General features: G+C 55.5%; 21 protein-coding genes and 1 pseudogene. 17 read left to right on the top strand and 5 right to left on the bottom strand.

Features of this window, described 5'->3' with window-relative positions:
- Positions 1-154: 154 nt before the first annotated feature.
- From ACZ5M3_RS09605 to ACZ5M3_RS09585, 5 genes are all read left to right on the top strand, one after another.
- Positions 155-1,321, top strand: coding sequence for an MFS transporter (locus tag ACZ5M3_RS09605; protein WP_464839394.1), 1,167 nt, complete (start codon positions 155-157; stop codon positions 1,319-1,321).
- 89 nt (positions 1,322-1,410) lie between these two features.
- Positions 1,411-1,959: a 50S ribosomal protein L16 gene (locus ACZ5M3_RS09600; protein WP_088864062.1), complete on the top strand. Its 549-nt coding sequence runs from the start codon at positions 1,411-1,413 to the stop codon at positions 1,957-1,959.
- 143 nt (positions 1,960-2,102) lie between these two features.
- Positions 2,103-3,245, top strand: coding sequence for an RNA ligase (locus ACZ5M3_RS09595; RefSeq protein WP_464839393.1), 1,143 nt, complete (start codon positions 2,103-2,105; stop codon positions 3,243-3,245).
- 81 nt (positions 3,246-3,326) lie between these two features.
- Positions 3,327-4,694 (top strand): ATP-binding protein, encoded by a 1,368-nt coding sequence (locus ACZ5M3_RS09590; RefSeq protein WP_464839392.1) that lies wholly within the window; start codon positions 3,327-3,329, stop codon positions 4,692-4,694.
- An 80-nt stretch (positions 4,695-4,774) separates the two neighbouring features.
- Positions 4,775-6,178, top strand: a complete 1,404-nt coding sequence (locus ACZ5M3_RS09585) for an ATP-binding protein (RefSeq protein WP_464839391.1) — start codon at positions 4,775-4,777, stop codon at positions 6,176-6,178.
- Positions 6,179-6,195: 17 nt separating this feature from the next.
- On the opposite strand, the gene ACZ5M3_RS09580 is transcribed toward ACZ5M3_RS09585, so the two are convergent.
- Entirely contained in the window at positions 6,196-6,525 is a 330-nt protein-coding gene (locus ACZ5M3_RS09580) for a HepT-like ribonuclease domain-containing protein (RefSeq protein ID WP_464839390.1), read from the bottom strand.
- The gene (gene mntA, locus ACZ5M3_RS09575) at positions 6,522-6,815 is read right to left on the bottom strand and encodes a type VII toxin-antitoxin system antitoxin protein adenylyltransferase MntA (protein ID WP_464839389.1); all 294 of its coding nucleotides are present in this window, start codon (positions 6,813-6,815) and stop codon (positions 6,522-6,524) included. The genes ACZ5M3_RS09580 and mntA overlap by 4 nt, the downstream gene beginning before the upstream one ends.
- A 229-nt stretch (positions 6,816-7,044) precedes the next feature.
- Here mntA and ACZ5M3_RS09570 point away from each other — a divergent pair.
- Positions 7,045-7,278, top strand: a pseudogene (locus ACZ5M3_RS09570) (type II toxin-antitoxin system RelE family toxin); the annotation flags it as partial.
- Here the strand turns inward: ACZ5M3_RS09570 and ACZ5M3_RS09565 are convergent.
- From ACZ5M3_RS09565 to nuoE, 3 genes are read right to left on the bottom strand one after another with little or no spacing between them, the layout of a single operon-like run.
- The gene (locus ACZ5M3_RS09565) at positions 7,196-10,057 is read right to left on the bottom strand and encodes an NAD(P)-binding protein (protein ID WP_464839388.1); all 2,862 of its coding nucleotides are present in this window, start codon (positions 10,055-10,057) and stop codon (positions 7,196-7,198) included. The pseudogene ACZ5M3_RS09570 and the gene ACZ5M3_RS09565 overlap by 83 nt on opposite strands.
- 1 nt (position 10,058) lies before the next feature.
- Positions 10,059-11,861, bottom strand: coding sequence for an NADH-quinone oxidoreductase subunit NuoF (gene nuoF, locus ACZ5M3_RS09560; protein ID WP_464839387.1), 1,803 nt, complete (start codon positions 11,859-11,861; stop codon positions 10,059-10,061).
- The gene (gene nuoE, locus ACZ5M3_RS09555) at positions 11,854-12,318 is read right to left on the bottom strand and encodes an NADH-quinone oxidoreductase subunit NuoE (protein WP_464839386.1); all 465 of its coding nucleotides are present in this window, start codon (positions 12,316-12,318) and stop codon (positions 11,854-11,856) included. The genes nuoF and nuoE overlap by 8 nt, the downstream gene beginning before the upstream one ends.
- Positions 12,319-12,485: 167 nt before the next feature.
- On the opposite strand from nuoE, the gene shyB reads away from it, so the two are divergent.
- The 11 genes from shyB (at position 12,486) to ACZ5M3_RS09500 (ending at position 20,838) form a co-directional block, all read left to right on the top strand.
- Positions 12,486-13,490 carry an NAD(P)-dependent hydrogenase/sulfhydrogenase 2 subunit beta gene (shyB, locus tag ACZ5M3_RS09550; RefSeq protein ID WP_464840895.1) on the top strand — a complete coding sequence of 335 codons (1,005 nt, stop codon included), beginning with the start codon at positions 12,486-12,488 and terminating at the stop codon, positions 13,488-13,490.
- The gene (gene shyC, locus ACZ5M3_RS09545; protein WP_464839385.1) at positions 13,487-14,362 is read left to right on the top strand and encodes an NAD(P)-dependent hydrogenase/sulfhydrogenase 2 subunit gamma; all 876 of its coding nucleotides are present in this window, start codon (positions 13,487-13,489) and stop codon (positions 14,360-14,362) included. Before shyB ends, shyC begins: the two co-directional genes overlap by 4 nt.
- Positions 14,362-15,099: an NAD(P)-dependent hydrogenase/sulfhydrogenase 2 subunit delta gene (gene shyD, locus ACZ5M3_RS09540; RefSeq protein WP_464839384.1), complete on the top strand. Its 738-nt coding sequence runs from the start codon at positions 14,362-14,364 to the stop codon at positions 15,097-15,099. The genes shyC and shyD overlap by 1 nt, the downstream gene beginning before the upstream one ends.
- Positions 15,096-16,343: an NAD(P)-dependent hydrogenase/sulfhydrogenase 2 subunit alpha gene (gene shyA, locus ACZ5M3_RS09535; protein ID WP_464839383.1), complete on the top strand. Its 1,248-nt coding sequence runs from the start codon at positions 15,096-15,098 to the stop codon at positions 16,341-16,343. The genes shyD and shyA overlap by 4 nt, the downstream gene beginning before the upstream one ends.
- Before the next feature lie 100 nt (positions 16,344-16,443).
- Positions 16,444-17,151 carry a DUF257 family protein gene (locus ACZ5M3_RS09530; protein ID WP_464839382.1) on the top strand — a complete coding sequence of 236 codons (708 nt, stop codon included), beginning with the start codon at positions 16,444-16,446 and terminating at the stop codon, positions 17,149-17,151.
- Positions 17,120-17,794, top strand: a complete 675-nt coding sequence (locus ACZ5M3_RS09525) for a DUF257 family protein (RefSeq protein WP_464839381.1) — start codon at positions 17,120-17,122, stop codon at positions 17,792-17,794. The genes ACZ5M3_RS09530 and ACZ5M3_RS09525 overlap by 32 nt, the downstream gene beginning before the upstream one ends.
- A gap of 130 nt (positions 17,795-17,924) precedes the next feature.
- Positions 17,925-18,590, top strand: a complete 666-nt coding sequence (locus tag ACZ5M3_RS09520) for a DUF257 family protein (RefSeq protein ID WP_464840894.1) — start codon at positions 17,925-17,927, stop codon at positions 18,588-18,590.
- Complete coding sequence (locus tag ACZ5M3_RS09515) at positions 18,590-19,291, top strand: DUF257 family protein (RefSeq protein ID WP_464839380.1); 702 nt, start codon at positions 18,590-18,592, stop codon at positions 19,289-19,291. Before ACZ5M3_RS09520 ends, ACZ5M3_RS09515 begins: the two co-directional genes overlap by 1 nt.
- Positions 19,282-19,629 (top strand): tRNA-binding protein Pbp11, encoded by a 348-nt coding sequence (gene pbp11 / locus ACZ5M3_RS09510; RefSeq protein WP_464839379.1) that lies wholly within the window; start codon positions 19,282-19,284, stop codon positions 19,627-19,629. Before ACZ5M3_RS09515 ends, pbp11 (ACZ5M3_RS09510) begins: the two co-directional genes overlap by 10 nt.
- A gap of 44 nt (positions 19,630-19,673) precedes the next feature.
- On the top strand, positions 19,674-19,982 hold the full coding sequence (pbp11, locus tag ACZ5M3_RS09505; RefSeq protein ID WP_464839378.1) for a tRNA-binding protein Pbp11: 309 nt from the start codon (positions 19,674-19,676) through the stop codon (positions 19,980-19,982).
- Positions 19,983-19,992: 10 nt separating this feature from the next.
- On the top strand, positions 19,993-20,838 hold the full coding sequence (locus tag ACZ5M3_RS09500) for a TatD family hydrolase (protein ID WP_464840893.1): 846 nt from the start codon (positions 19,993-19,995) through the stop codon (positions 20,836-20,838).
- Positions 20,839-20,899: the final 61 nt, after the last annotated feature.

The following is a 20,899-nucleotide window of genomic DNA, read 5'->3' as shown; positions in this document are numbered from 1 at the left end:
TCGGCGGGAGTTTGGAGGTGAAATATAAAAAGGGTTCGTTGGCGGTGCGGGTTCTCCTCTGAAGCCCTGTTTATTTACCGAACCCGTTGCTGAAAAATCTTCGGCATAACCAAGACTTTTAAAAGCTTCACCCTAACGTTCAGAAGGTGGTCGTATGGAATCCAGACGCCTCACAGGGATACTCCTGCTCATACTGTCCGCCTTCACCGGCACGATAGCCTTCCGCCTCGCCACTCCCGCCATAGCGTTCTACACGCGCGACATACTCCGGGCCTCGATGCTATCCGTTTCAATAGTCTCTATGTCCTTCGTCCTCGCGAGGGCATTTTCGTCGGTCTTCGGTGGGCTGATCCTTGAGAGGGGCAAGAGGCTCGTCTATATTGGCGCGGTGGCCATGATGGGGAACGCCCTCGCGGTTCAGCTCTATCCCCTGACATCGACATGGGTTCAGGTAGCTGGAATAAAGCTCCTCAACGGCTTTCTAAACGGCCTCAGCTGGCCGATGGCACAGTTTGTGATAGCCGTGGCCACTCCCAGGGAAATACGGGCGAGAGTTACGGCAATATACTTCTTCTTTGGCAGCATAGCCGCTCTCCTCGGAAACTACGTCTATGCCTACACGATAGACCTCGGACTGGGCGGTCAGATGTGGATCGCCTCGGCCTTCTTCGTCCTGACCGGCCTGATAATGGTGGCCAGCTACGTCCTCCTCTACGATAGAATAACGCCCAAATGGAAGAAAACTCCCGACGGTGAAGGGCCGAGTCTCGATCCGAGGAGGGTTTTGATTATCGCCTCGCTGATGGCCATCATAGTTGCATTCACCTCCGGCGAGATAACCTACGTCTATGTCTCGGAGGCACTGGGGATGGACAAGGCAACGACTGCAACGCTCATCGGCTGGGCCGGTTTTCTGTCCGCGGTGCTCAGCTACGGTGTGTCGTGGCTCGCCGACGTGAGGAGCGAGAGGCGGATGGTCCTGCTGACCTCTCTGATGGCGGCACTCTCGCCTCTCCTTGCGGCGGTGAAGACCGCTCCGACGGTGTTCCTCGGGATATTCCTAGCGCTCTTCGCCTTCCAGAGCTTCAGGCCTGTGTCGAGGAAGGTGTTGGCTTCCTACCACCGCTCTTCCCTTGCCATAGGCGGCGTCAACGGCGTCCAGAACCTCTCAACTTTCCTGGGTGGAATGCTGTTCGGCTTCGCCTACTCGCTGGGGGAGCTTCACTGGGTTGTAACTCTCAACCTCGCCCTGCTGGCGTTCGCACCCGTTTCGGTGACCTTGCTCTGGCAGAGCGTTAAGCTTAAAGGCGGTGGGGAGTAAGTGCCCTTTGACGGAAACTCCAAAACTTTTATAAAAGAGAGCACTCGCCTAAGTTTAGGCTTAGCTTACGCTCATTTGGAGGTGAGAGTATGGGACTGAGACCAGCCAAGATTGATAGGGACGTTGACAAGCCCGCTTACACGAGGAGGGAATACATACGCGGTGCGCCCGGTCCGAAGATAACGATCTTCGATATGGGCAACCTCTCCGCTGAATTCGAGTACGAGGTCAGCCTTCACGCCGAGCAGGCCATGCAGATAAGGCAGAACGCCCTTGAGGCCATCCGTATCCAGGTGAACAGGTACCTCCAGAAGAACGTCGGAAGGAGCAACTACCACTTCAAGATAAGGGTTTATCCCTTCCAGGTTCTCCGCGAGAACCCGATGGCCACCGGCAGGAAGGCCGACCGTTACGGAAACGGTATGAGGAGGCCCTTCGGAAAGCCGATTGGCTTAGCCGCCCGCGTTAAGAAGGACCAGAAGATACTCACCGTCTGGGTGAACGAGAACCACCTCAAGTTCGCCCTTGGAGCGATGCACAGGGCCAAGATGAAGCTGCCCTACAGCGCCTACTACAGGATCTACGACAGGGAAGGCAACGACATCACAACCAAGGTTCTCTCGACGATGAAGCGTTGATGCGCAGCGCTGACGTGCGCTGGAGCCCACCGGGCTCTTCCTCTACAACTTTTGTCGCGTTTCTTGTGGTGGAGTTTTTGACAGGTTTCCCATATATTCATAATGATTATTAACGATGCCACCATAGGGCCAATGGTGGGACGATGGTAAGCTCGCACTTCATGAGCATGCTCCTTAAGATTGGCGTTCCAGAGGACAGGCTTCTGGTTCTTGAGGGAAAGGGCGGCATAGTCGAGGACGAGTTCGAGGGGATAAGGTACGTCCGCTTCCGCGATTCCGCGAAGGGCTTCCGCAGGGGGACGGTGGTGTTCGAGAACGGGGAGGCGATTCTTGGTTTTCCTCACATAAAGCGCGTCGTCCATCTCGAGAACGGAATAAGGCGGGTCTTCAAGAACAAACCTTTCTACGTCGAGGAGAAGGTGGACGGCTACAACGTCCGCGTCGTGAAAATCGAGAATAAGGTTCTTGCCCTAACGAGGGGAGGCTTCGTCTGCCCCTTCACGACCGAGAGGATAGGTGACTTCATCAACTTCGACTTCTTTAAAGACTATCCAAACCTCGTTTTGGCGGGAGAGATGGCCGGCCCCGAGAGTCCGTACATCGTCGAGGGGCCGCCCTACGTGAAGGAGGACATTCGGTTCTTCCTCTTCGACATCCAGGAGAAGGGAACCGGGAGGAGCCTGCCGGTGGATGAGAGGTACAAACTGGCGGAAGAATACGGCATACCACAGGTGGAGCGCTTCGGCCTCTTCGACCGCTCCCGCCTGGATGACCTCTACGACCTAATCGAGAGACTCAGCCGGGAAAAGAGAGAGGGCATCGTCATGAAGACCCCGGATATGAAGAAGATAGCGAAGTACGTGACGCCCTATGCCAACATCAATGACATCAAGATAGGCTCGCACATATTCTTTGACCTTCCTCACGGTTACTTTGTGGGACGGATTAAGCGCCTTGCATTTTATCTCGCTGAAAAGCACGTCAGGGGCGAGGAGTTCGATGAGTACGCCAAAGCCCTCGGAAAGGCCCTTCTCAGGCCCTTCGTCGAGAGCATACACGAGGTCGCCCACGGCGGAAACATCGAGGAGGTCTTCACGGTGAGGGTCAAGAACATAACGACCGCCCATAAAATGGTGACCCACTTTGAGAGGCTCGGCGTGAAAATCCACATCGAGGACATCGAGGATTTGAAGAACGGCTACTGGAGAATAACCTTCAAGCGGGTCTATCCCGACGCGACGAGGGAGATGAGGGAGCTTTGGAATGGCCTGGCGTTCGTGGATTGAGTGGATTTGAATTTTCCCCTTGCAATCACTAAAGAGTTGGGATTCAAAAGGTTTAAATTAGATGATCTCGGTTATATTATCATGATTATGCAAAAATTCATCAATAGAAGGGAGGAGCTGGCCAGACTCCGTGAGGCTTTCAAGAGAAACGCCTTGGTAATCGTCTACGGGAGGCGGAGGGTTGGAAAAACCCGACTCATAGTGGAGGCCGTGAGGGATTTTCCCCACATCTACCACCTCTGCAAGGAGGAGGAAGTGAGTGAAACCCTGAAGAGCCTGAGCCTCAAGCTCTTTCAGCTTACTGGGGACGGGAGGTTTGTAAAAAGGCCTCTCTCCTCCTTTGAAGAGTTCTTTGAGGCCGTTCCGCCCGGTATCGTCGTGATCTTTGATGAGTTCCAGGTCCTGGTTAGGAACCACCCCCGCATCCTCGGGGTTCTTCAGGAATACCTCGACTTTCGGGGAGGAAACCCCGTAGTCCTCTGCGGTTCGAGCGTCTCGATGATGGAGGAGCTTACCCAGTATGGAAGTCCAACCTATGGAAGAAGGGGACTCTCCCTGAAGGTTGAACCCCTGAGCTTCTTCCACATCCATGAGTTCCTGCCGGAATATTCCCCCGAAGACCTCGTGAAGACCTACGCCGTTCTTGGCGGCATTCCGGAATATCTCCTTCGCTTCGATCCATCCCTTAACCCCGAAGAGAACATCAGACGGGAGTTCTTTGGGAGGGGCTTCCTCTACGGCGAGGCCGAGTTCCTGCTCCGCTACGAGCTTAGGGACTTGAGCACTTACAACACAATCCTTGAGGCACTGAGCTACGGTTACAGGTCTTTCGGCGAGCTGAGGAACGCGACCGGAATAGATGGCTCCAAACTGCCCCGCTATTTGAGCGTCCTCATTGAACTCGGAATCGTGAGGAAGGAAGTTCCCATAACTTTGAAGGGCAAGAGCCGCCGGAGGAACGCGAGGTACTCGATAGGCGACAACTACTTCGCTTTCTACTACTCCTTCGTCTATCCCTTCAAGGAGGAGATAGAGCTGGACCTCCTCGATGCCCCCCTGGAGAACTTCGAGAGGGACTTTAACCGCTACCTTGGCTTCGCGTTTGAGGGAATAGCAAGGCAGTTTTTAATCGAGCTGAACCGGGCTGGAGAGCTCCCGTTCAGGTTCACGAAAATTGGAAGATGGTGGCACAAAAGCGAGGAGATTGACCTCGTTGGGTTAAACGAAAGGGAAAAGAAGGCACTATTCGTTGAGGTCAAGTGGAGAGAGTTGAGCGAGAGGGAAGCGAGGGGGATTTTGAAGGACTTGGAAAGAAAAGCCGAGCTGGTGGGACTGGAGGAGTGGGAGAAGTTTTATGGGATGGTGGCAAAGGGCATCGAAGAGAAGGAAGGGCTTAGGGAAGAGGGCTACCTCGTCTTCGACCTGGGTGATTTTGAGCGGATTCGATGAATTGGGAGCAGGGAAAGCGAGAGCCAGCGACCTCTTATCCAGCGAAACCCTTTTATGTATTTTCGACTCACGATTATATTATGAAGATTCGAAAATTTGTCAATCGCAAGAGGGAGCTTGAAACCCTTGAAAGTCTCTATCGGAGAGAGGGCTTCACCCTTGTCCTTGTAACTGGAAGGAGGAGAATCGGGAAGAGCAGGCTCGTCAGGGAGTTCCTAAAGGGAAAAAATGCCATAAGTGTCCAGTTCGAGAAGAGGCTCTGGGAGTACAATCTGAACAAGCTCAACAGGGTCATAGGGGAGTATTTTGGCATTCCGGCCCCAAACTTCTCCACCTTCAGCGACGCCTTCCGCTTCATCGCCTCCCAGCCGGGTGGAAGGCTCATCGTCTTCCTCGATGAATTTTCTTACCTGCTCCGCTATTCGGAAGTTGAGGCAGAGTTCCAGAGCATAGCTGACGAAATACTCGCGGAGAGCAACGTCATGCTGATCCTCTCGGCTTCCTCGGTGGGGTTGCTCAAGAGGAGCTTCTTTGACTACTCCAGCCCGCTCTACGGGAGGAGCGACGCGGCGCTGAACCTTCAGCCGCTGAGCTTCAAGCACCTATTCGAGTGGTTTGAAGGCATCTCGCCGGAGAATGCAGTGAAGGTCTACGCCGTAACATCCGGCGTTCCCAGGTACCTTGAGCTCTTCGAGGAGAGGGACGTTGATGGGGAAATCAGGGCCAACTTCTTCGACCCCAACTCCTTCCTCTTCCGCGAGGCCAAGGAACTGCTTGAAGAGGAGTTCAGGGAGCCTGAAACATATTACACTCTGCTTGAGGCTGTAGCCAAGGGAAAGACGAGGGTGAACGAGATAGCCCAGCACGCATTCCTTGAGCCCAAGAACACCGCGAGGTACCTTAGAATCCTCGAAGACCTCGGGATACTGAAGAGGGAGCTCCCCGTTGGCAGGAAAGCCAAAAAGGGCATCTACCGCTTCAAAGACCTCTACTTCGCCTTCTGGTTCAGGTTCGTGGCTCCATACTTCGAAGAGATAGAGAGCGGCTTCCCCGAGGGCGCGCTGGAAGACTTCAACGCCGAGTTCAACAACTACCTGGGCCACGCTTTCGAAGAGATAGCAAGACAGTTTTTAATCGAGCTGAACAGGGCTGGAGAGCTCCCGTTCAGATTCACGAAAATTGGAAGATGGTGGCACAAAGGCGAGGAGATTGACCTCGTTGCTTTGAACGAGCGCGAGAGAAAGGCTTTGTTCGTTGAGGTGAAGTGGAAAGAATTAAGCGAGAGGGAAGCAAGGGCGATTTTAAAGAACTTGGAGAGGAAGGCGGAGCTTGTTGGACTGGAAGAGTGGAAGAAGTTCCATGGATTGATAGCGAAGAGGGTTGAGGAGAAGGGAGAGCTGAGGGAGGAAGGCTGGTTGGTTTGGGATTTGGCGGATTTTAACAAAGCTTATGACGTGCCCCAGAATCATGGGAAGCGTAGGTAACCTGCCCAGGTGATGGTTCACAGGAGCTCTGAGAGAGTTTCCTTGAGGTGGAGGCTGTCCCCTTTTATCATCTTCCAGACGACCCGGAGGTCGACGCCGAAGTACGCGTGGATGAGCTTATCCCTCATGCGGGCCATTTCCCCCCAGTGGAGCTGGGGATGAGCGCTCTTAAACTCGTCTGGGATGGCCTTGGCGGCCTCACCGATGACCTCAAGCGCCCGGATTACCGCGAACTGGGTCTTTCTGTCGCTCAGGAATTCCTCAAAGCTCATCCCCTCCGTGAACTCCTCTATAAGGGAGATCGTCTCAGCCATGTCGTTGAGGTAGTCCTCGTGAGTTCGCCTCATACGTAGATAACCTCCCGCCTCACGTGCTCGGCTATCTTCGGCTTTAACGCGGACTTCATGACGAGGTCAACCCTAACGCCGAGGAGGTCTTCGAGGTACTCCTCAAGGCGAATGAACTCGAGAAGGGAGGGGATTCTGTAGAAGTCCACCAGAATATCGACGTCGCTGGTCTCTCTGGCCTCACCCCTGACGTAGGAGCCGAATATACCTATCTCCCTGACCCCAAATCTCTCCTCAAGTTCGCGCTTATGTCTCCTCAGGATGTCTTCAATCTCTTCGAGGTTCTTCATGGCTAGGTAATTGGTAAGCTAAGCTAAAAAACGTTTCCAATAGACAACTTCCTCGGCTACGAGTCGTTGAGCGGTAAGGAGAAAGAAGAGCTCAGGAAGATGTGCGAGGAGGTTAAGGGGGAGAGTTCGTCCGCTTTGAGGAGCTCTTCGAGGAATGAGCATGTGCGAGGTTGTTTTACCCGTAAAGCCGCGAAGCAGTTAAGAACCTTGAACCCGCCACGGGAGAAAGCTTAAGGATATAATTTTGACACTCTCCCAGAATCCCTTTTCATACCCTTACAAGAAGATTAGGGGTGAGAAGCACACTTACAGGATCAGGGTTGGCAGTTTCAGGATACTCTACGAGGTGGATGAAAAAAAAGGCCCACAGAAAGGGAAAATCAGGAGAAGAAGAGCTCAAAAACCCCGCTGGCCTCTTCAACGGCCCTTCCTACCCTCAGCTCCATCCCAAAGGCGTTCGTAACGGTGCCTTTCTTGGCCGCCCAGAGGCCCGCCGGGAGCACCAGTACGTCACCCGGCAGCTTCCTTTCCGTCCTTCCGATGACAACGTAGGCTTCAGCCTCAGGTATTCCGGTTATCCCTGCTTTAATGAGCCCAGCCGCGTTCACGCCGCTGTGCAGAATCAGCGTTGGAACGTCCAGCGGTTCTCCCTCCTCAAGTATCGCAACGTCGTAGTTCTCATCAACGATTTCCTTGCCCTTCAGGAGTATCTTGAGCAGCGGGTACCTCTCGGGGTCCGCCCTCAGGAGAACCCTCCTGGCGTTTCTGACGTCCTCAAGCGTGGCCGTTGAGAGCCCGCCCTCGACGGTTGAGCCTATCGGGATGCCCTTCTTCTCCGCAAAGGCCTTGAAGAAGGCTATCTCCTCGTTGGTCAGTTCAGGAGTAAGGATTAACGCGTACTCCCTCCCGGCCATGAACTTCCTGGCCTCATCCCAGCTCACCGGTTCGCCGTTAAGGAGCGGTTGAGTTAGGTCTTCGGCCCACGGCCTGGCAAAGCGGCAGAGGTCGCAGAGGTGCCTGTTCCAGCTCCCCTCGAAGCTCGAAGCCCTCACGAGCATGCCGTCGTAAACCTCGATGTTCATCTCGCAGGCAAAGGAACAGCCGTTGCAGACCGTCTTTACAGGCCTCGTCTTCCAGGGCCCGGGCTTGACGAAGGGGAGCTTCTCCGTTATTGCCCCAACGGGACAGAGGTCTATTGTTTCGCCGATGAACAGGCCGTCCGTATCTCCCAGCGTCTCCCCGAGGGGTGGTGAAATCCTCGTCTTGAATCCGCGGAAGAGGTAGTCGAGGACTCCCTCTCCAGCGACCTCGTGGGTGAAGTTGACGCACTGGCCGCAGAGGACGCACTTGTTGTTGTCGAGGGTGATGAACGGGTGGCTCTCGTCTATCTCGAACCTGTTCTGCTCGCCCTCGAAGGCGTACTGCTCGGCACCGTAAAGCGTCGCGTACTCCCTCAGCTTGCACCTGAAGACCTCCATACAGCCGCAGCTCATGCACCGCTTGGCCTCTTCAAGAACCTGCTCCTCGGTTAAGGCCGGCTCGACCTCCTCGAAGGTTCTCTTCCTCCTTTCCGGGTCGAGGAGCTTAACCTTAGCCCTCGGCTTCCTCTCAACGGCCTCGTAGTCCTTCTCGGTAACATTCTTCCAGTGGTTGTAGGGCCTGAGGTCGAAGAGGACGCGGTAAAGGTCATCATCGCTTAAGACTTCCTCGATGTGCTTCTCCGGCTCGGTGAGCACTTCTCTGGCCTTCTCCAGCTTGCCCTTAAGATACAGGTCTATCATTATCGCGGCCCTTCTTCCCGTTGCTATGCTCTCGATGACCGTTGAGGGCCCGAGGACGAGGTCTCCGCCGGCGAAAACTCCGGGAACGCTCGTCTGGAGCGTCACCTCATCAACGAGAGCCTTACCGCGCCTCGCCTCGATGCCGAGGCCCTTGAGGAACTCCTCGTCGCAGTACTGGCCTATGGCGAGGATGACGTTGTCGGCCCTGACGCGGAACTCCGAACCTTCTATAGGTATCGGCCTCCTCCTTCCGCTTGAATCCGGCTCACCGAGGCGCATCTTTACGAGCTCCACCTCCTCGACCTTCCCGTCGCCGAGAATCTTCACCGGGTTCGTCAGGAACATGAACTCCACGCCTTCCTCCACCGCTTCTTCCACTTCTCTCTCGTTGGCGGGCATCTCGGCCTTCGAGCGGCGGTAGACCACGGTAACCTTCGCACCGAGCCTCAAAGCTGTCCTTGCGACGTCCATGGCAGTATTTCCGCCGCCAACGACTATGACGCGCTCCCCAAGCTCGACCTTTTCACCGGTGTTGACCTTCCTGAGGAACTCTATGCCGTGCATCACCCCATCAAGCTCCTCGCCCGAGATACCCATCCTCCTGCTCCTCCACGCTCCAACGCCGAGGAAGACCGCGTCATATTCTTCACGGAGCTCCTCAAGGGTTACGTCCCTTCCGAGGGCGGTGTTGGTCTTCACCTCGATCCCCGTGTTGATCACGGTCGCTATGTCCTTATCGAGGACGTCCCTCGGGAGCCTGTAGGGGGGTATTCCATAGCGCATCATACCGCCGAGTTCCGGCATGGCCTCGATTATCGTAACCTCGTGCCCCATAGTCCTGAGGTAGTAGGCGCACGCCAGTCCGGCCGGCCCGCCGCCGACGACAGCCACTCTCTTCCCGGTCGAGGGCGGGATCTCCGGCATCCACGGGCCGTGCTCGAGGTCGTAGTCGGCCGCGTACCTCTTCAGCTGCCTTATCGCCAGGGGCTCCTCGACTAGGTTCCTCCGGCAGGCGTCCTCACAGAAGGCCGGGCATACCCGTCCAAGAACCGCCGGGAGAATGTACTTCTCCTTCATCAGCTTGACCGCCTCGTGGTACTTCCCCATCGCTATGAGGGCCAGATACCCCTGAACGTCGCTGTGGGCGGGACAGCCGTCCTGACATGGGCCGATGCAGTCGCCGTAGTGGTCGGAGAGAATGAGCTCCAGCGCGGTCTTTCTCATCGAAACGACTTCGTCGCTGAGGGTCTCTAACTCAAGCCCCTCCATCGGCTTGAGGGTGCACGAGGTGGTGACGCCCCTCCTGGTGGAGACGAGGCACAGGCGACAGGAGCCGTAGGGGTCAAGCTCGTTCGTGTAGCAGAAGCCGGGGACGTGCTCCTCAATCTCACGGAGAAAGTCTATGAGCGGCTTCCCCTCCGGGGCGTCGAACTCCTTACCGTTGACTATAATTTTGACCATCTCACTCACCCCCCGCATCGACTATCTCTATGGCGTTGAAACGGCACACCTCGTAGCAGGTTCCGCACTTGATGCACTCCTCCTGGTTGATTACGTGGGGCTTGAGCCTCTCGCCGCTGATGGCTTTGACCGGGCAGAAGATGGCGCAGGCTGTGCAGCCGGTGCATTTATCCGTGATTATGACGTACCTTATGAGAGGCTTGCAGACCTTGGCGGGGCATTTTCCTTCGATGTGCGCTAAGTATTCGTCCTTGAAGTAGCGGATGGTCGTTAGGACGGGGTTCGGGGCGGTCTGTCCGAGGCCGCAGAGCGAGCCGGCTTTGACCTGGTAGGCGAGCCTTTCGAGCTTCTCAAGGTCTTCCTCCGTTGCTTCGCCCTTCGTGAACTTGTCCAGAATCTCCCACATTCTCTTAGTCCCCAGCCGGCAGAAGGTGCACTTTCCGCACGATTCTTTGACCGTGAAGTCGAGGAAGAACTTCGCCACATCTACCATACAGGTGTCCTCGTCCATGACGACCATTCCGCCGCTCCCCATTATGGCGCCGGTGGCGTTCACGCTCTCGTAGTCAACGGGCGTGTCGAACAGGTACTCGGGAATACACCCGCCAGACGGACCGCCGAGCTGCACCGCCTTAATCCTCTTGCCGGTCTTCGTACCTCCTCCTATCTCGTAGAGTATCTCCCTCAGCGTCATCCCCATAGGCACTTCAACATTCCCGCCGTGCTTTATCTTGCCGGAGAGGGCGAAGACCTTGGTGCCCTTGCTCTTCTCCGTCCCGATCGATGCGTAGGCCTCCCACCCGTGCTTGATTATCCAGGGCACGTTCGCCCAGGTCTCAACGTTGTTGATGTTGGTGGGCTTTCCCCAGAGGCCCTTTTGAGCGGGATACGGCGGCCTCGGCCTCGGCATTCCGCGCTTGCCCTCTATCGAGGCTATCAGCGCCGTCTCCTCGCCGCAGACGAACGCTCCGGCACCTTCCTTGATGACGATGTCGAAGGAGAACTCGCTTCCGAGGATGTTCTCACCGAGGAAGCCCCTCTCGCGCGCCTGCTTCAGGGCTATCTTAAGGCGCCTTATTGCCAGCGGGTACTCGGCGCGGACGTAGATAAAGCCCTTGGTTGCTCCAATCGCGTAGGCGCCGATTATCATGCCCTCTATGACGCGGTGTGGGTCGCCCTCAAGGACGTTCCTGTCCATGAAGGCCCCGGGGTCGCCCTCGTCGGCGTTGCAGATTATGTACTTCTCGTCGCCTTTCGCCTGCCTTGCAAACTTCCACTTCAGCCCCGTGGGGAATCCGGCACCGCCCCTTCCGCGAAGCCCAGACTTCATTACGACGTCTATTATCTCCTCGGGCTCCATCTGAAGGGCCTTCCTGAGGGCCTCGTAGCCGCCAGCTTGGATGTACTCGTCTATGTTCTCCGGGTCGATGTAGCCCGAGTTCTCCAGCACTATCTTCCTCTGCTTGGCGAAGTAGCCGTCCACGTCCCAGGTCTTTCTCTCGCCGTTCTCCCACCAGTCGCGCTTGACTACCCACTCCCCGACAGGCTTTCCGTTGATGACGTGCTCCTCTATAATCCTGGGAACCCTCTTGGGGTCAACGTGGCCGTAGGTGATTATCTCCCCATCGGTGATGATGTCAACGAGGGGCTCGCGGTAGCACATACCGACGCAGCCAACTATCTTGAGCTTGATGTCAAGGCCTCTTTTCTCAAGCTCGGCCTTTATGGCCTCGTAGGTCTCCCTCGCGCCGGCGGCAATGCCGCAGGAGTTCATGCCGACCGCTATGGCCTTGATTTCAGACATCGAGCTTCCCCTCCTTAAGTTGCTTCATCAGCTTTCTCACCTTGTCGGGCGTGAGCTTGCCGAAGACCTTGTCGTTTATCATTATGACCGGGGCCAAACTGCAGCATCCGAGGCACGCTACGCGCTCCAGCGTCACGAGGCCGTCCTCGGTTGTCTGCCCCTCTTCAATTCCAAGCTCCTCGGTTATGGCCTGGGATATGTTCACGGCGCCGTTTACGTGGCAGGCCGTCCCGTGGCAGATTTTGACGACGTACTTCCCGAGGGGCTCGAAGCGGAACTGGGCGTAGAAGGTCGCCACGCCGTAGACCCTGCTGAGAGGGACACCGAGGTAGTTCGCTATCTCCTCAAGCGCCTCCCTGGGGAGGTAGCCAAACTTTTCCTGAGTCCGCTGGAGAAGGGGAATCAGCGAGCTCGGTTCCGGAGGGTAAGAGCGGATATAACCGAGGGAGGATTCCATTTTGCATCACCGCAAGGATTTTTCGGAAAAACTTCGACTTTAATGTTTATAAGCGTGCACTAAAGTACAAGTTAGTAACATTTGGTTGGTAACCGTTTGTTTGAAAAATTCTTAAATCAATCCTTTACAAACTTAAAATCGTAAGCCCGTTCGAGGCGGTGATGCCCTTGAGATACATAAAATTGCCTTCCGAAAACTTTGAGAAGTTCTTCAAGTCACTCGAAGCCTGGGGCACTGTCTATGCTCCAGTAAAGAAGGGGAGCATCTACTCTTTCCAGGAGGTGCATGACCCGGCGGAGATAGCGCTGGACTACAACAGGACCATGCTTCCGCCGAAGAAGTTCTTCTTCAGGCCCAGAGAGGCTATCCTCAGGCTGAAAAACGGCCGCTGGGAAGAGGAGATAGAGGCAGAACCGATGGTCCTCTTCGGACTCCATTCCTGCGATATCCACGGTCTCAAGATACTCGACAAGGTGTACCTCGATGAGCCCGCCGACCCGTACTACAAGAGCAGGAGGGAAAAGACCCTGATAATAGGGATAAGCTGCATGCCCGACGAGTACTGCTTCTGCAAGAGCCTCGGCACGCACTTCGCAATGGACGGCTTCGACCTGTTCCTGCACGAACTGCCGGACGGATGGCTTGTGAGGATAGGCAGCGTCCGCGGTCATGAGATAGTGTGGGAGGACGGCGAGCTGTTTGAAGAGGTGACCGATGAGGATCTGGCCAACTTCAAAGAGTTCGAGGAGAAGCGCGCGAAATCTTTCCAGAAGGAGCTCCCGCAGGAAGGTCTCGCAGACATGCTCGATCTGGCGTACAACAGCCCGGTATGGAAGAAGTACGCAGAGATATGCCTCGCATGCGGCAACTGCAACATGGTGTGCCCGACGTGCCGCTGCTACGAGGTCTGCGACCGCTGGATGGACGCGTACAAAGCGGTCCGGGAGAGGCGCTACGACTCGTGCTTCATGGAGAACCACGGACTCGTTGCAGGGGGCCACAACTTCAGGCCCACACGTCTTGACCGCTTCAGGCACCGCTATTACTGCAAGAGCTACTTCGACCCCTCGGCCGGCTACAACTGCGTTGGGTGTGGGAGATGCGACGAGTTCTGTCCAGCCAAGATAGAGCACGTTAAGGTTCTTGAGGAGGTTAGGGGGTCTCTGAAATGAGCGAGAACCCGTATGTGGCCTATAACGCCAGGATTCTCGAAGTGAAGGACTTGACATCAAGGGAAAAGCTCTTCACGCTACGCTTCCTCGATCCCGAGGTCGAGGCCAACTTCAACTTCAAGCCAGGGCAGTTCGTCATCGTTGACATACGCGGCTTCGGCGAGTTCCCGATAAGCATATGCTCCTCCCCGACGAGGAGGGGCTACCTCCAGCTCTGCATCAGGAAAGTCGGCAGGATGACCAAGTTCATACACAAGATGAAGGAGGGCGATATAATAGGAATCCGCGGGCCCTACGGAAACGGCTTCCCTATGGAGAAGATGGAAGGGGCAAACCTGATCCTCGTCGCCGGCGGCCTTGGAATGGCACCCCTCCGTTCGGTGCTCTGGTACGCCATCGACACCGGCAAATACGAGAACGTCTGGCTGCTCTACGGAACCAAAGCCTACGAGGACATACTCTTCCGCGACGAGATAATACACCTCCTGAAGCACGGTGAGGCCATGAACTGCTCGGTCAAGCTCGCCTACGAGGTCGAAAGCCCGTCGTGCATCTATCTGGAGAGGGGCTTCTCGGACAGGGTGTGCAAGGGTGTCGTCACCGACCTGTTCAGGGGGGAGGAGTTCGACGTGAACAACACCTACGCCCTCATCTGCGGCCCGCCGGTCATGTACAAGTTCGTCATAAGGGAGCTCCTCGACAGAAAGCTCTCTCCGGGCAGGATATACATGACCCTCGAAAGGAGAATGCGCTGCGGAATCGGCAAGTGCGGCCACTGCATCGTCGGAACGAGCACGTCCATCAAGTACGTCTGCAGGGACGGTCCGGTCTTCACGTACTGGGACGCTCTCTCCACAAGGGGGTTGATATAATGGACAAGCTCAAGTTGGGGGTTTTCGAACTTACCGACTGCGGCGGATGTGCCCTCAACATTCTCTTCCTCTATGAAAAGCTCTTCGACCTCCTCGAATTCTACGAGATAACCGAGTTCCACATGGCGACCAGCCTGAGCGAGGAGAACCACTACGACGTTGCACTCGTAACCGGCACGGTTTCGAGCCACCGCGACCTGAACCTCCTCAAGGAGGCGAGAAACCACTCCGAATACCTCATAGCCCTCGGAACCTGCGCAACCCACGGGTCCGTTCAGGGGAGCGTTGAACTCCCCATAAGGGAGAAGCTGAAGGCCGTTTACGGGGACAGTGGGAATCCGATGCGCGCCCTCGACTCCAAGCCGGTCGTCGAATACGTCGCCGTTGATTTCGCCCTTCCGGGATGCCCGTACGATAAGGAGGAAGTCTACCAGGTGCTCATCGACATTGCCAAGGGCATCGAGCCCGTTAGAAAGGACTACCCAGTCTGCCTTGAGTGCAAGCTCAACGAGTACGAGTGCGTGCTGGTAAAGAAAGGCCTTCCGTGCCTCGGCCCGATAACCTACGGAGGCTGCAAGGCTGTCTGCGTGCGCTCGGGTCTCGGATGCATAGGCTGCCGCGGTCCGCTTCCGGGGGAGGTGAACCCGGCCAGCGAGTACGAGATTCTCAAGAGCCTCGGCTACGATGACGAGTACATCGTGAGGAAGTTCAAGACCTTCGCGAGGTGGGAGCCATGATAATCGAGATGAGGGAATTCACGCGCGTTGAGGGCAACGGCAAAGCCGAGATAGTCATCGAGGACGGTGAGGTAAAGGACGTCAGGCTCCAGATAGTTGAGGGGCCGCGCTTCTTCGAACTCCTGACCCTGGGAAGACACTACTACGATGTTCCTGATCTTGAGGCGAGGATATGCGCCATCTGCTACCTCTCCCACAGCGTTGCCTCAGTCCTTGGAATCGAGAGGGCCTTCGGAGTTGAAGTTCCGGAGGAGATAACGCTCCTCAGGGAGCTCGGCCTGATAGGGGAGTTCCTTGAGAGCCACGCGCTTCACCTCTACCTCCTAGTTGCGCCGGACGTCTTCGGCTATCCCGACGCCATAAGGATGGCGACGAAGCACGGCGAACTCGTGAAGGAGGGACTGGCACTCAAGGCCTTTGGGAACAGGCTCAGAGTCATCATAGGCGGAAGGGAGATACACGGCATAAACGTCAAGCCCGGTGGCTTTGGAAGGTATCCGACCGTTGATGAGCTGGAGGAGATAGAGAGGGAAAGCGAAGCCCTTCTCCGGCTGGCCAGGCGGGCCGTGAGGCTCTTCGCACAGTTAGACCCCTACGGAGAGAGGGCAAAGCACTTCGTTGCCACCGACGGCTACCTGTGGGGCGAGAAGCTGATATCCGACGAGGAAGGCACCTTCCACTACACCGAGAGGATAGAGGAGCGATCCCTCGTCTACAGCTTCGCCAAGCAGAGCAGGTACAGAGGCGAGGCCTTCTTTGTCGGAGCGCTTCCGAGGCTGCTCCTTAAGTCGGAGATGCTCACCCCCACGGCAAAGAGGCTCTTTGAGGAGCACCGGGAGAAACTGGAGACAGGCTACGTCAGCTACAACAACCTGGCCCAGGCGATAGAGCTGGTCTACTCCCTCGAAAAGGCCAACGAGATAGCGAGGACTCTGCTCGATAGGGGCATCGATGGAGAGAACGTCCCCGTTGAGCCCAGGGAAGGCGAGGGAATCGGCTACGTGGAAGCGCCGAGGGGGCTCCTCATACACCACTACCGCACCGATTCCGAGGGCAAGATAGCCTACTCCAACATAATAACACCGACCGCGCTGAACCACGCCATGATAGAGGCCAGCCTCCTGAAGGAGGCCAGAGAACTCTACGGCGAAGTTGACGAGGGCAGGATGATAGGGCGCCTTGAGGAGACGGTGAGGGCGTTCGATCCGTGCATATCCTGCTCGGTGCACATTGTCAAACTGTAAACTTTTCTTTTCTGTTATTTTAACATATCTCCGATTATTCAGAAGGTTCTCCGGGGGCGCAAACAAAAGGCATATATTGCAGCGTATATAACCACATTATATGGTGGGATATCCTATGGACAGCATCAACGACTTGCTAAGGGCAATAGATGCCGTGAAGCCGGGAGAAACCGTTCTGGTGGAGTACCACCCATCCTACGTCCCGGAGTTCGCGACGCTGGCCCTGCTGATGTACGCCAGGAGGAAGGGCCTGCCGGTGGTGATAGACGACAACTTCGACGCCCTCCACGTTATACAGAGGCACCTAGCCCTGTGGGGGATTCACGAGGACTTCAGCGACGTTTTTGTCATCAAGTCCGACGGCCACGTGGATGTGGGCAACATCGTTGCCAGGATAAATTTCAGCGAATCGCCCGATGTCTACGTCAAGAAGTACGAGGACATTGGGAAGAAGCTGCTTTCAAGCATAGGGCCCTCCGTGAACATAGTCCTGGGGTTTGAGAAAATATTCGCCTTCATCCACAGCATCAGGGAGTTCTACCTCGTCATGACCCGGATCCAGAGGTTCCTCGGAAATCCAAGGAGGGCGTTTTACCTGGTGAACAAGAAGACGGCGGAGGGACTGGAGTTCAACCCCCTGCCGGAGATGGAGCGCATAGCCAGTACGGTGGTCGAGATCATCCCTTCCCCCGCATCTGGCAGGATAGTCTTCAAGAAGGCCCCATTGTTCGAACTCATCGGGAGCGAGCTTGAGGTTCCAATCGGGGTGATAGCAAATGCAGCCGGTGGCAAAGGAGACAGCGTTTAGGTTCATAGAGGGGGCACCCTTCGGGGACGTAATCCTTATGGAGGACGAGTCACCGTACGGAGCGGCCCTTGCCACGTACGTCCTTGTAAAGTACGCCAGGGAAAGGGGACTGCCGGTCTACATTGACGACGTGCTGGACTCCCTAGCACTCGTTAGGAAGCACCTGGAATTTCTCGGCATCCACGAGGACTTCTCCGACGTCGAGGTCATCAAGACGGGGGGAATGGAGACCGTGGGAAAAGTCATGGGCAGAATCCACCTGGAGGCCGAGCCCATCGTTTACATCACCCGGCACAGAGAAGTTACCAGGAGGATACTGGCATCCGGAAAACATCTAAACATATTCCTGGGTCTGGAGCGGCTGTTTGCATTCCTTGAGACCCGCAGGGAGTTCTACCTGTTCATAGCATACCTCAGGGAGTTCATCGGGAACACCAACAGGAAGTCATTCTACATAGTCAACAGGCCGGTGATCTCAACGCTGAGGTTCAATCCTCTCCCCGAACTCGAAGAGATCGCCAGCACCGTAGTTGAAATAAAGAGTAAAAAGGGAACCCACGTCGTCATCCCCCAGAAGGCCCTGTTTACCGGCATTATTGGCAAGGAGTTCCCGGGGATACCCGAAGAGATAGCCAAATGGTGACGTGTCTGATGGTTTGAAGGGGGCAGAAGGCCAGCCAGCGCTGCAACAGCGCCTGAAATCCTCTTTTTATCTCCTGTATGCCCGCAAAATGTTTATATCCTCTTAAAATAAACTTTAAAGGGTGAGAACTATGAACTGGGAAAAAGCCACCGAGATCGCTGACTCCCTGCTCCCCGGCGAAACAGTTCTCGTGAAATATACTACATCCTACATCCCCGAATTCCTGCTGAAGTTCTTCGTGGAATACTCCGAAAGAAAGGGAATCCCCCTACTCATAGATGACAATTTTGATACCCTCCACTCAATCGCGATCCGTGCAAAGATGATGAACCTCCCCCTGAAGCTGGACGACGTGTACGTCATAAAAACCGGCGGAAAACTGGACGTCGGAAACGTTGTGGCAAAGGTCCAATTCCACCCAGACCCGAGGGTCTACCTCAAGAACTACGAGGAGGCCATACAGGAGGCACTGAAGGAAATCCCAACCCCCGTGATAAACCTCGCAATCGGGGTGGAGAACCTGTTTCTCATAATAAGAACACCCCTCGACGCGTACCGGCTGATACTGGCGATGCAGAAGTTCATGGGCAACAGGAACAGGAAGGCATTTTACATAGTCAACGAGACCGTAATGGAGAACCTTCCGATAAAGGTTCTCCAGGAGTTCGAGAGGATAGCCACCACCGTCATAAGGCTCACGCCGTACCATACCGGCGCGACCCTGCGGGTCATCAAAAGCATTAATCCAAATCTCATAGGAAGGGAGGAGAAAATAGACGTCGAGGGGTGGATGTAATGGAGGCGTTTAAAAAGCCCGTTCTGGTCACCAAGAAGGATCTAGACGCCATGGTAGAACAGATCTGGCCGGGAGGCACTACAATAATTGAAAACCGCGGTGCCCTGGGCGCCGAGTTTGTCCTCCATGCGTTCATCCAGTACTCAAAAAGAAAGCGCATACCCCTCATAGTGGAAGACATCTTCGACACGCTCCCCATCTACGTACGGCACCTCAGGCTGATGGGCGTCCGGATGGATGATAGGGACATCACGGTGATCAAGGTTGGTGGGGCGCAGGAAGCGGGAAACGTCATAGCCAGGATTAGGTTCGAGAACGACCCCCACGTGTACCAGAGGAAGATCGATCAGGAGCTTCAGAAGGTAGTAGGCGATGGTGTTTACATACACCTTGTTCTCGGGCTGGAGAGGCTGCTGTTCCTCCAGGGCGACGTTCGCAGCACATACACCCTTCTGGGACTCATAAAGCAGAAACTCGGTGACAAACGCAGAATAAACGTCTACCTGGTAGAGGCACCCATAATGGAAACACTGGACTTCAACCCCCTGCCAATGCTGGAGGACATAGCGACCTCCGCAACAGAGCTCACCAGCGAGGGGGAGCTCATAAGGATGAAGTTCAGGAAGTCGGTGTTCACGCTGCTCATGCACAAGGAATACGTCCTCATATCCCCCAGGGAGACACTGGGGTGGTGGAGTTGAGCCTGCTCGGCAGGCTGTTCAAAGGGGGCAAAAAAGAAGAGTCAAAAATACGGCCGGCCCCCGGAAAGCCTGTGGGAAAATTCAGGGTGGAGAGCGTTCTCAGAGTCTTCACCAGGCAGGTTCTTATCGGAGAAGTAACAGAAGGCGTCGTTTATCCAGGTTGCAAGCTCAAGGGAGATGGCATCGGGAAGGTCGTGAAGATTGAGATGAACAGAAGGCAGGTGAACCTCGCCGAAAGCGGCAATAAAGTGGCCATAATGCTGGAAAATGAAATGCCCGTTGGAGAGAGGACGAACTGGAGATATACCCATGACAACGCGGCAGACCCACGCCCATAACAACCTTTAATTTCTCAGGCATTGACTCATATGAGGGGAAGACCATGGGCATCTTAGAGGGGTTCAGAAAAAAGAAGGATGAGCCAGAGATCGTCTCAAGGCACCCTGTCGGCAGATTTAAAGTTGTCGGGATTACGTACGTACTTGGAAAGCAGGTCTTGGGCGGAGTCGTGATGGAGGGGGTGATATACCCCGGCTACAAGCTCAAGGGGGGCGGAGTGGCCCTGGTGAGGGAGATCCACATCAGGAACAGGAAAGTGGATTTCGCCGTGGATCACGATGAGGCGGCCCTGGTTCTTGAGGGAAGGCTGAAGGTCAAAGAGGGCGAGGTCATAGAAGTTTACCAGTCGTGAGGTGATGGCAATGATAATCTGGGACGACCACTTCCACGTTGATCCGTTTAAGGGACTTTTCCTTGAGGCTGTCAAGCAGTTCCACAGGGCGGGAGGAACTCACCTCGTCGTCGTCTACAAGACGGCCCACGACTACGGCTTCCCCGGAATGGGCGCGGAGGACTTCATCAAGGCGATGGACTTCCACATTGAGCTTGTTGAGAAGATAAACAAGGAGACGCCCGTCAAAGCCTACGCCGTCGTCGGTGTTCATCCCGCCGAGTTCGTCTATCTGGCAGAACAAAAGGGCCTTGAATACGCCAAAAAAGAGGTTATGAAGGCCCTCGAATACGCCCAGAGGCTCTGCCTTGAGGGGAAGGCCATGGGCATCGGTGAAATCGGCAGGCCTCACTATCCGGTTCCCGAGGAAATCTGGAATGCCAGCATCGAGCTGATGAAGTACGGGATGAGCCTGGCAAAGGAAGCCGACTGCGCGGTTCAGCTCCACACCGAGAGCTTCGACGAAGCTAAATTCAGAGAGCTGGGCGACATAGTTAAGGAGGTCGGGATAAAGCCGTACAAGGTCGTCAAGCACTTCTCACCGCCGTTGGTGAAGGTGGCCGAAGAGGTCGGCGTCTTCCCGAGCATAATAGCGAGCAGGAAGAACATAAAAGCTGCCATAGAGCAGGGAAACCGCTTCATGATGGAGACGGACTACATAGACGATAAAAGGAGACCCGGAGCTGTTTTGGGGCCGAAGACTGTTCCAAAGAGGACGAAGGCCTTCCTCCAGAACGGCATCTTCACAGAGGAGGATGTCTACAGGATTCACGTTGAGAACCCGAGGAAGGTTTACGGGGTTGAGATAGAGGAGTGAGGCAGGGTATCCCAGCAAAAGGGACTTACACAATAGAGGGCATGAAACGTTATATAAGCGA

The sequence above is a fragment of the Thermococcus coalescens genome, from assembly GCF_055392585.1.
Note: the sequence above shows the minus strand (reverse complement) of the source record. Positions and strands in the feature narration are given on the sequence as shown.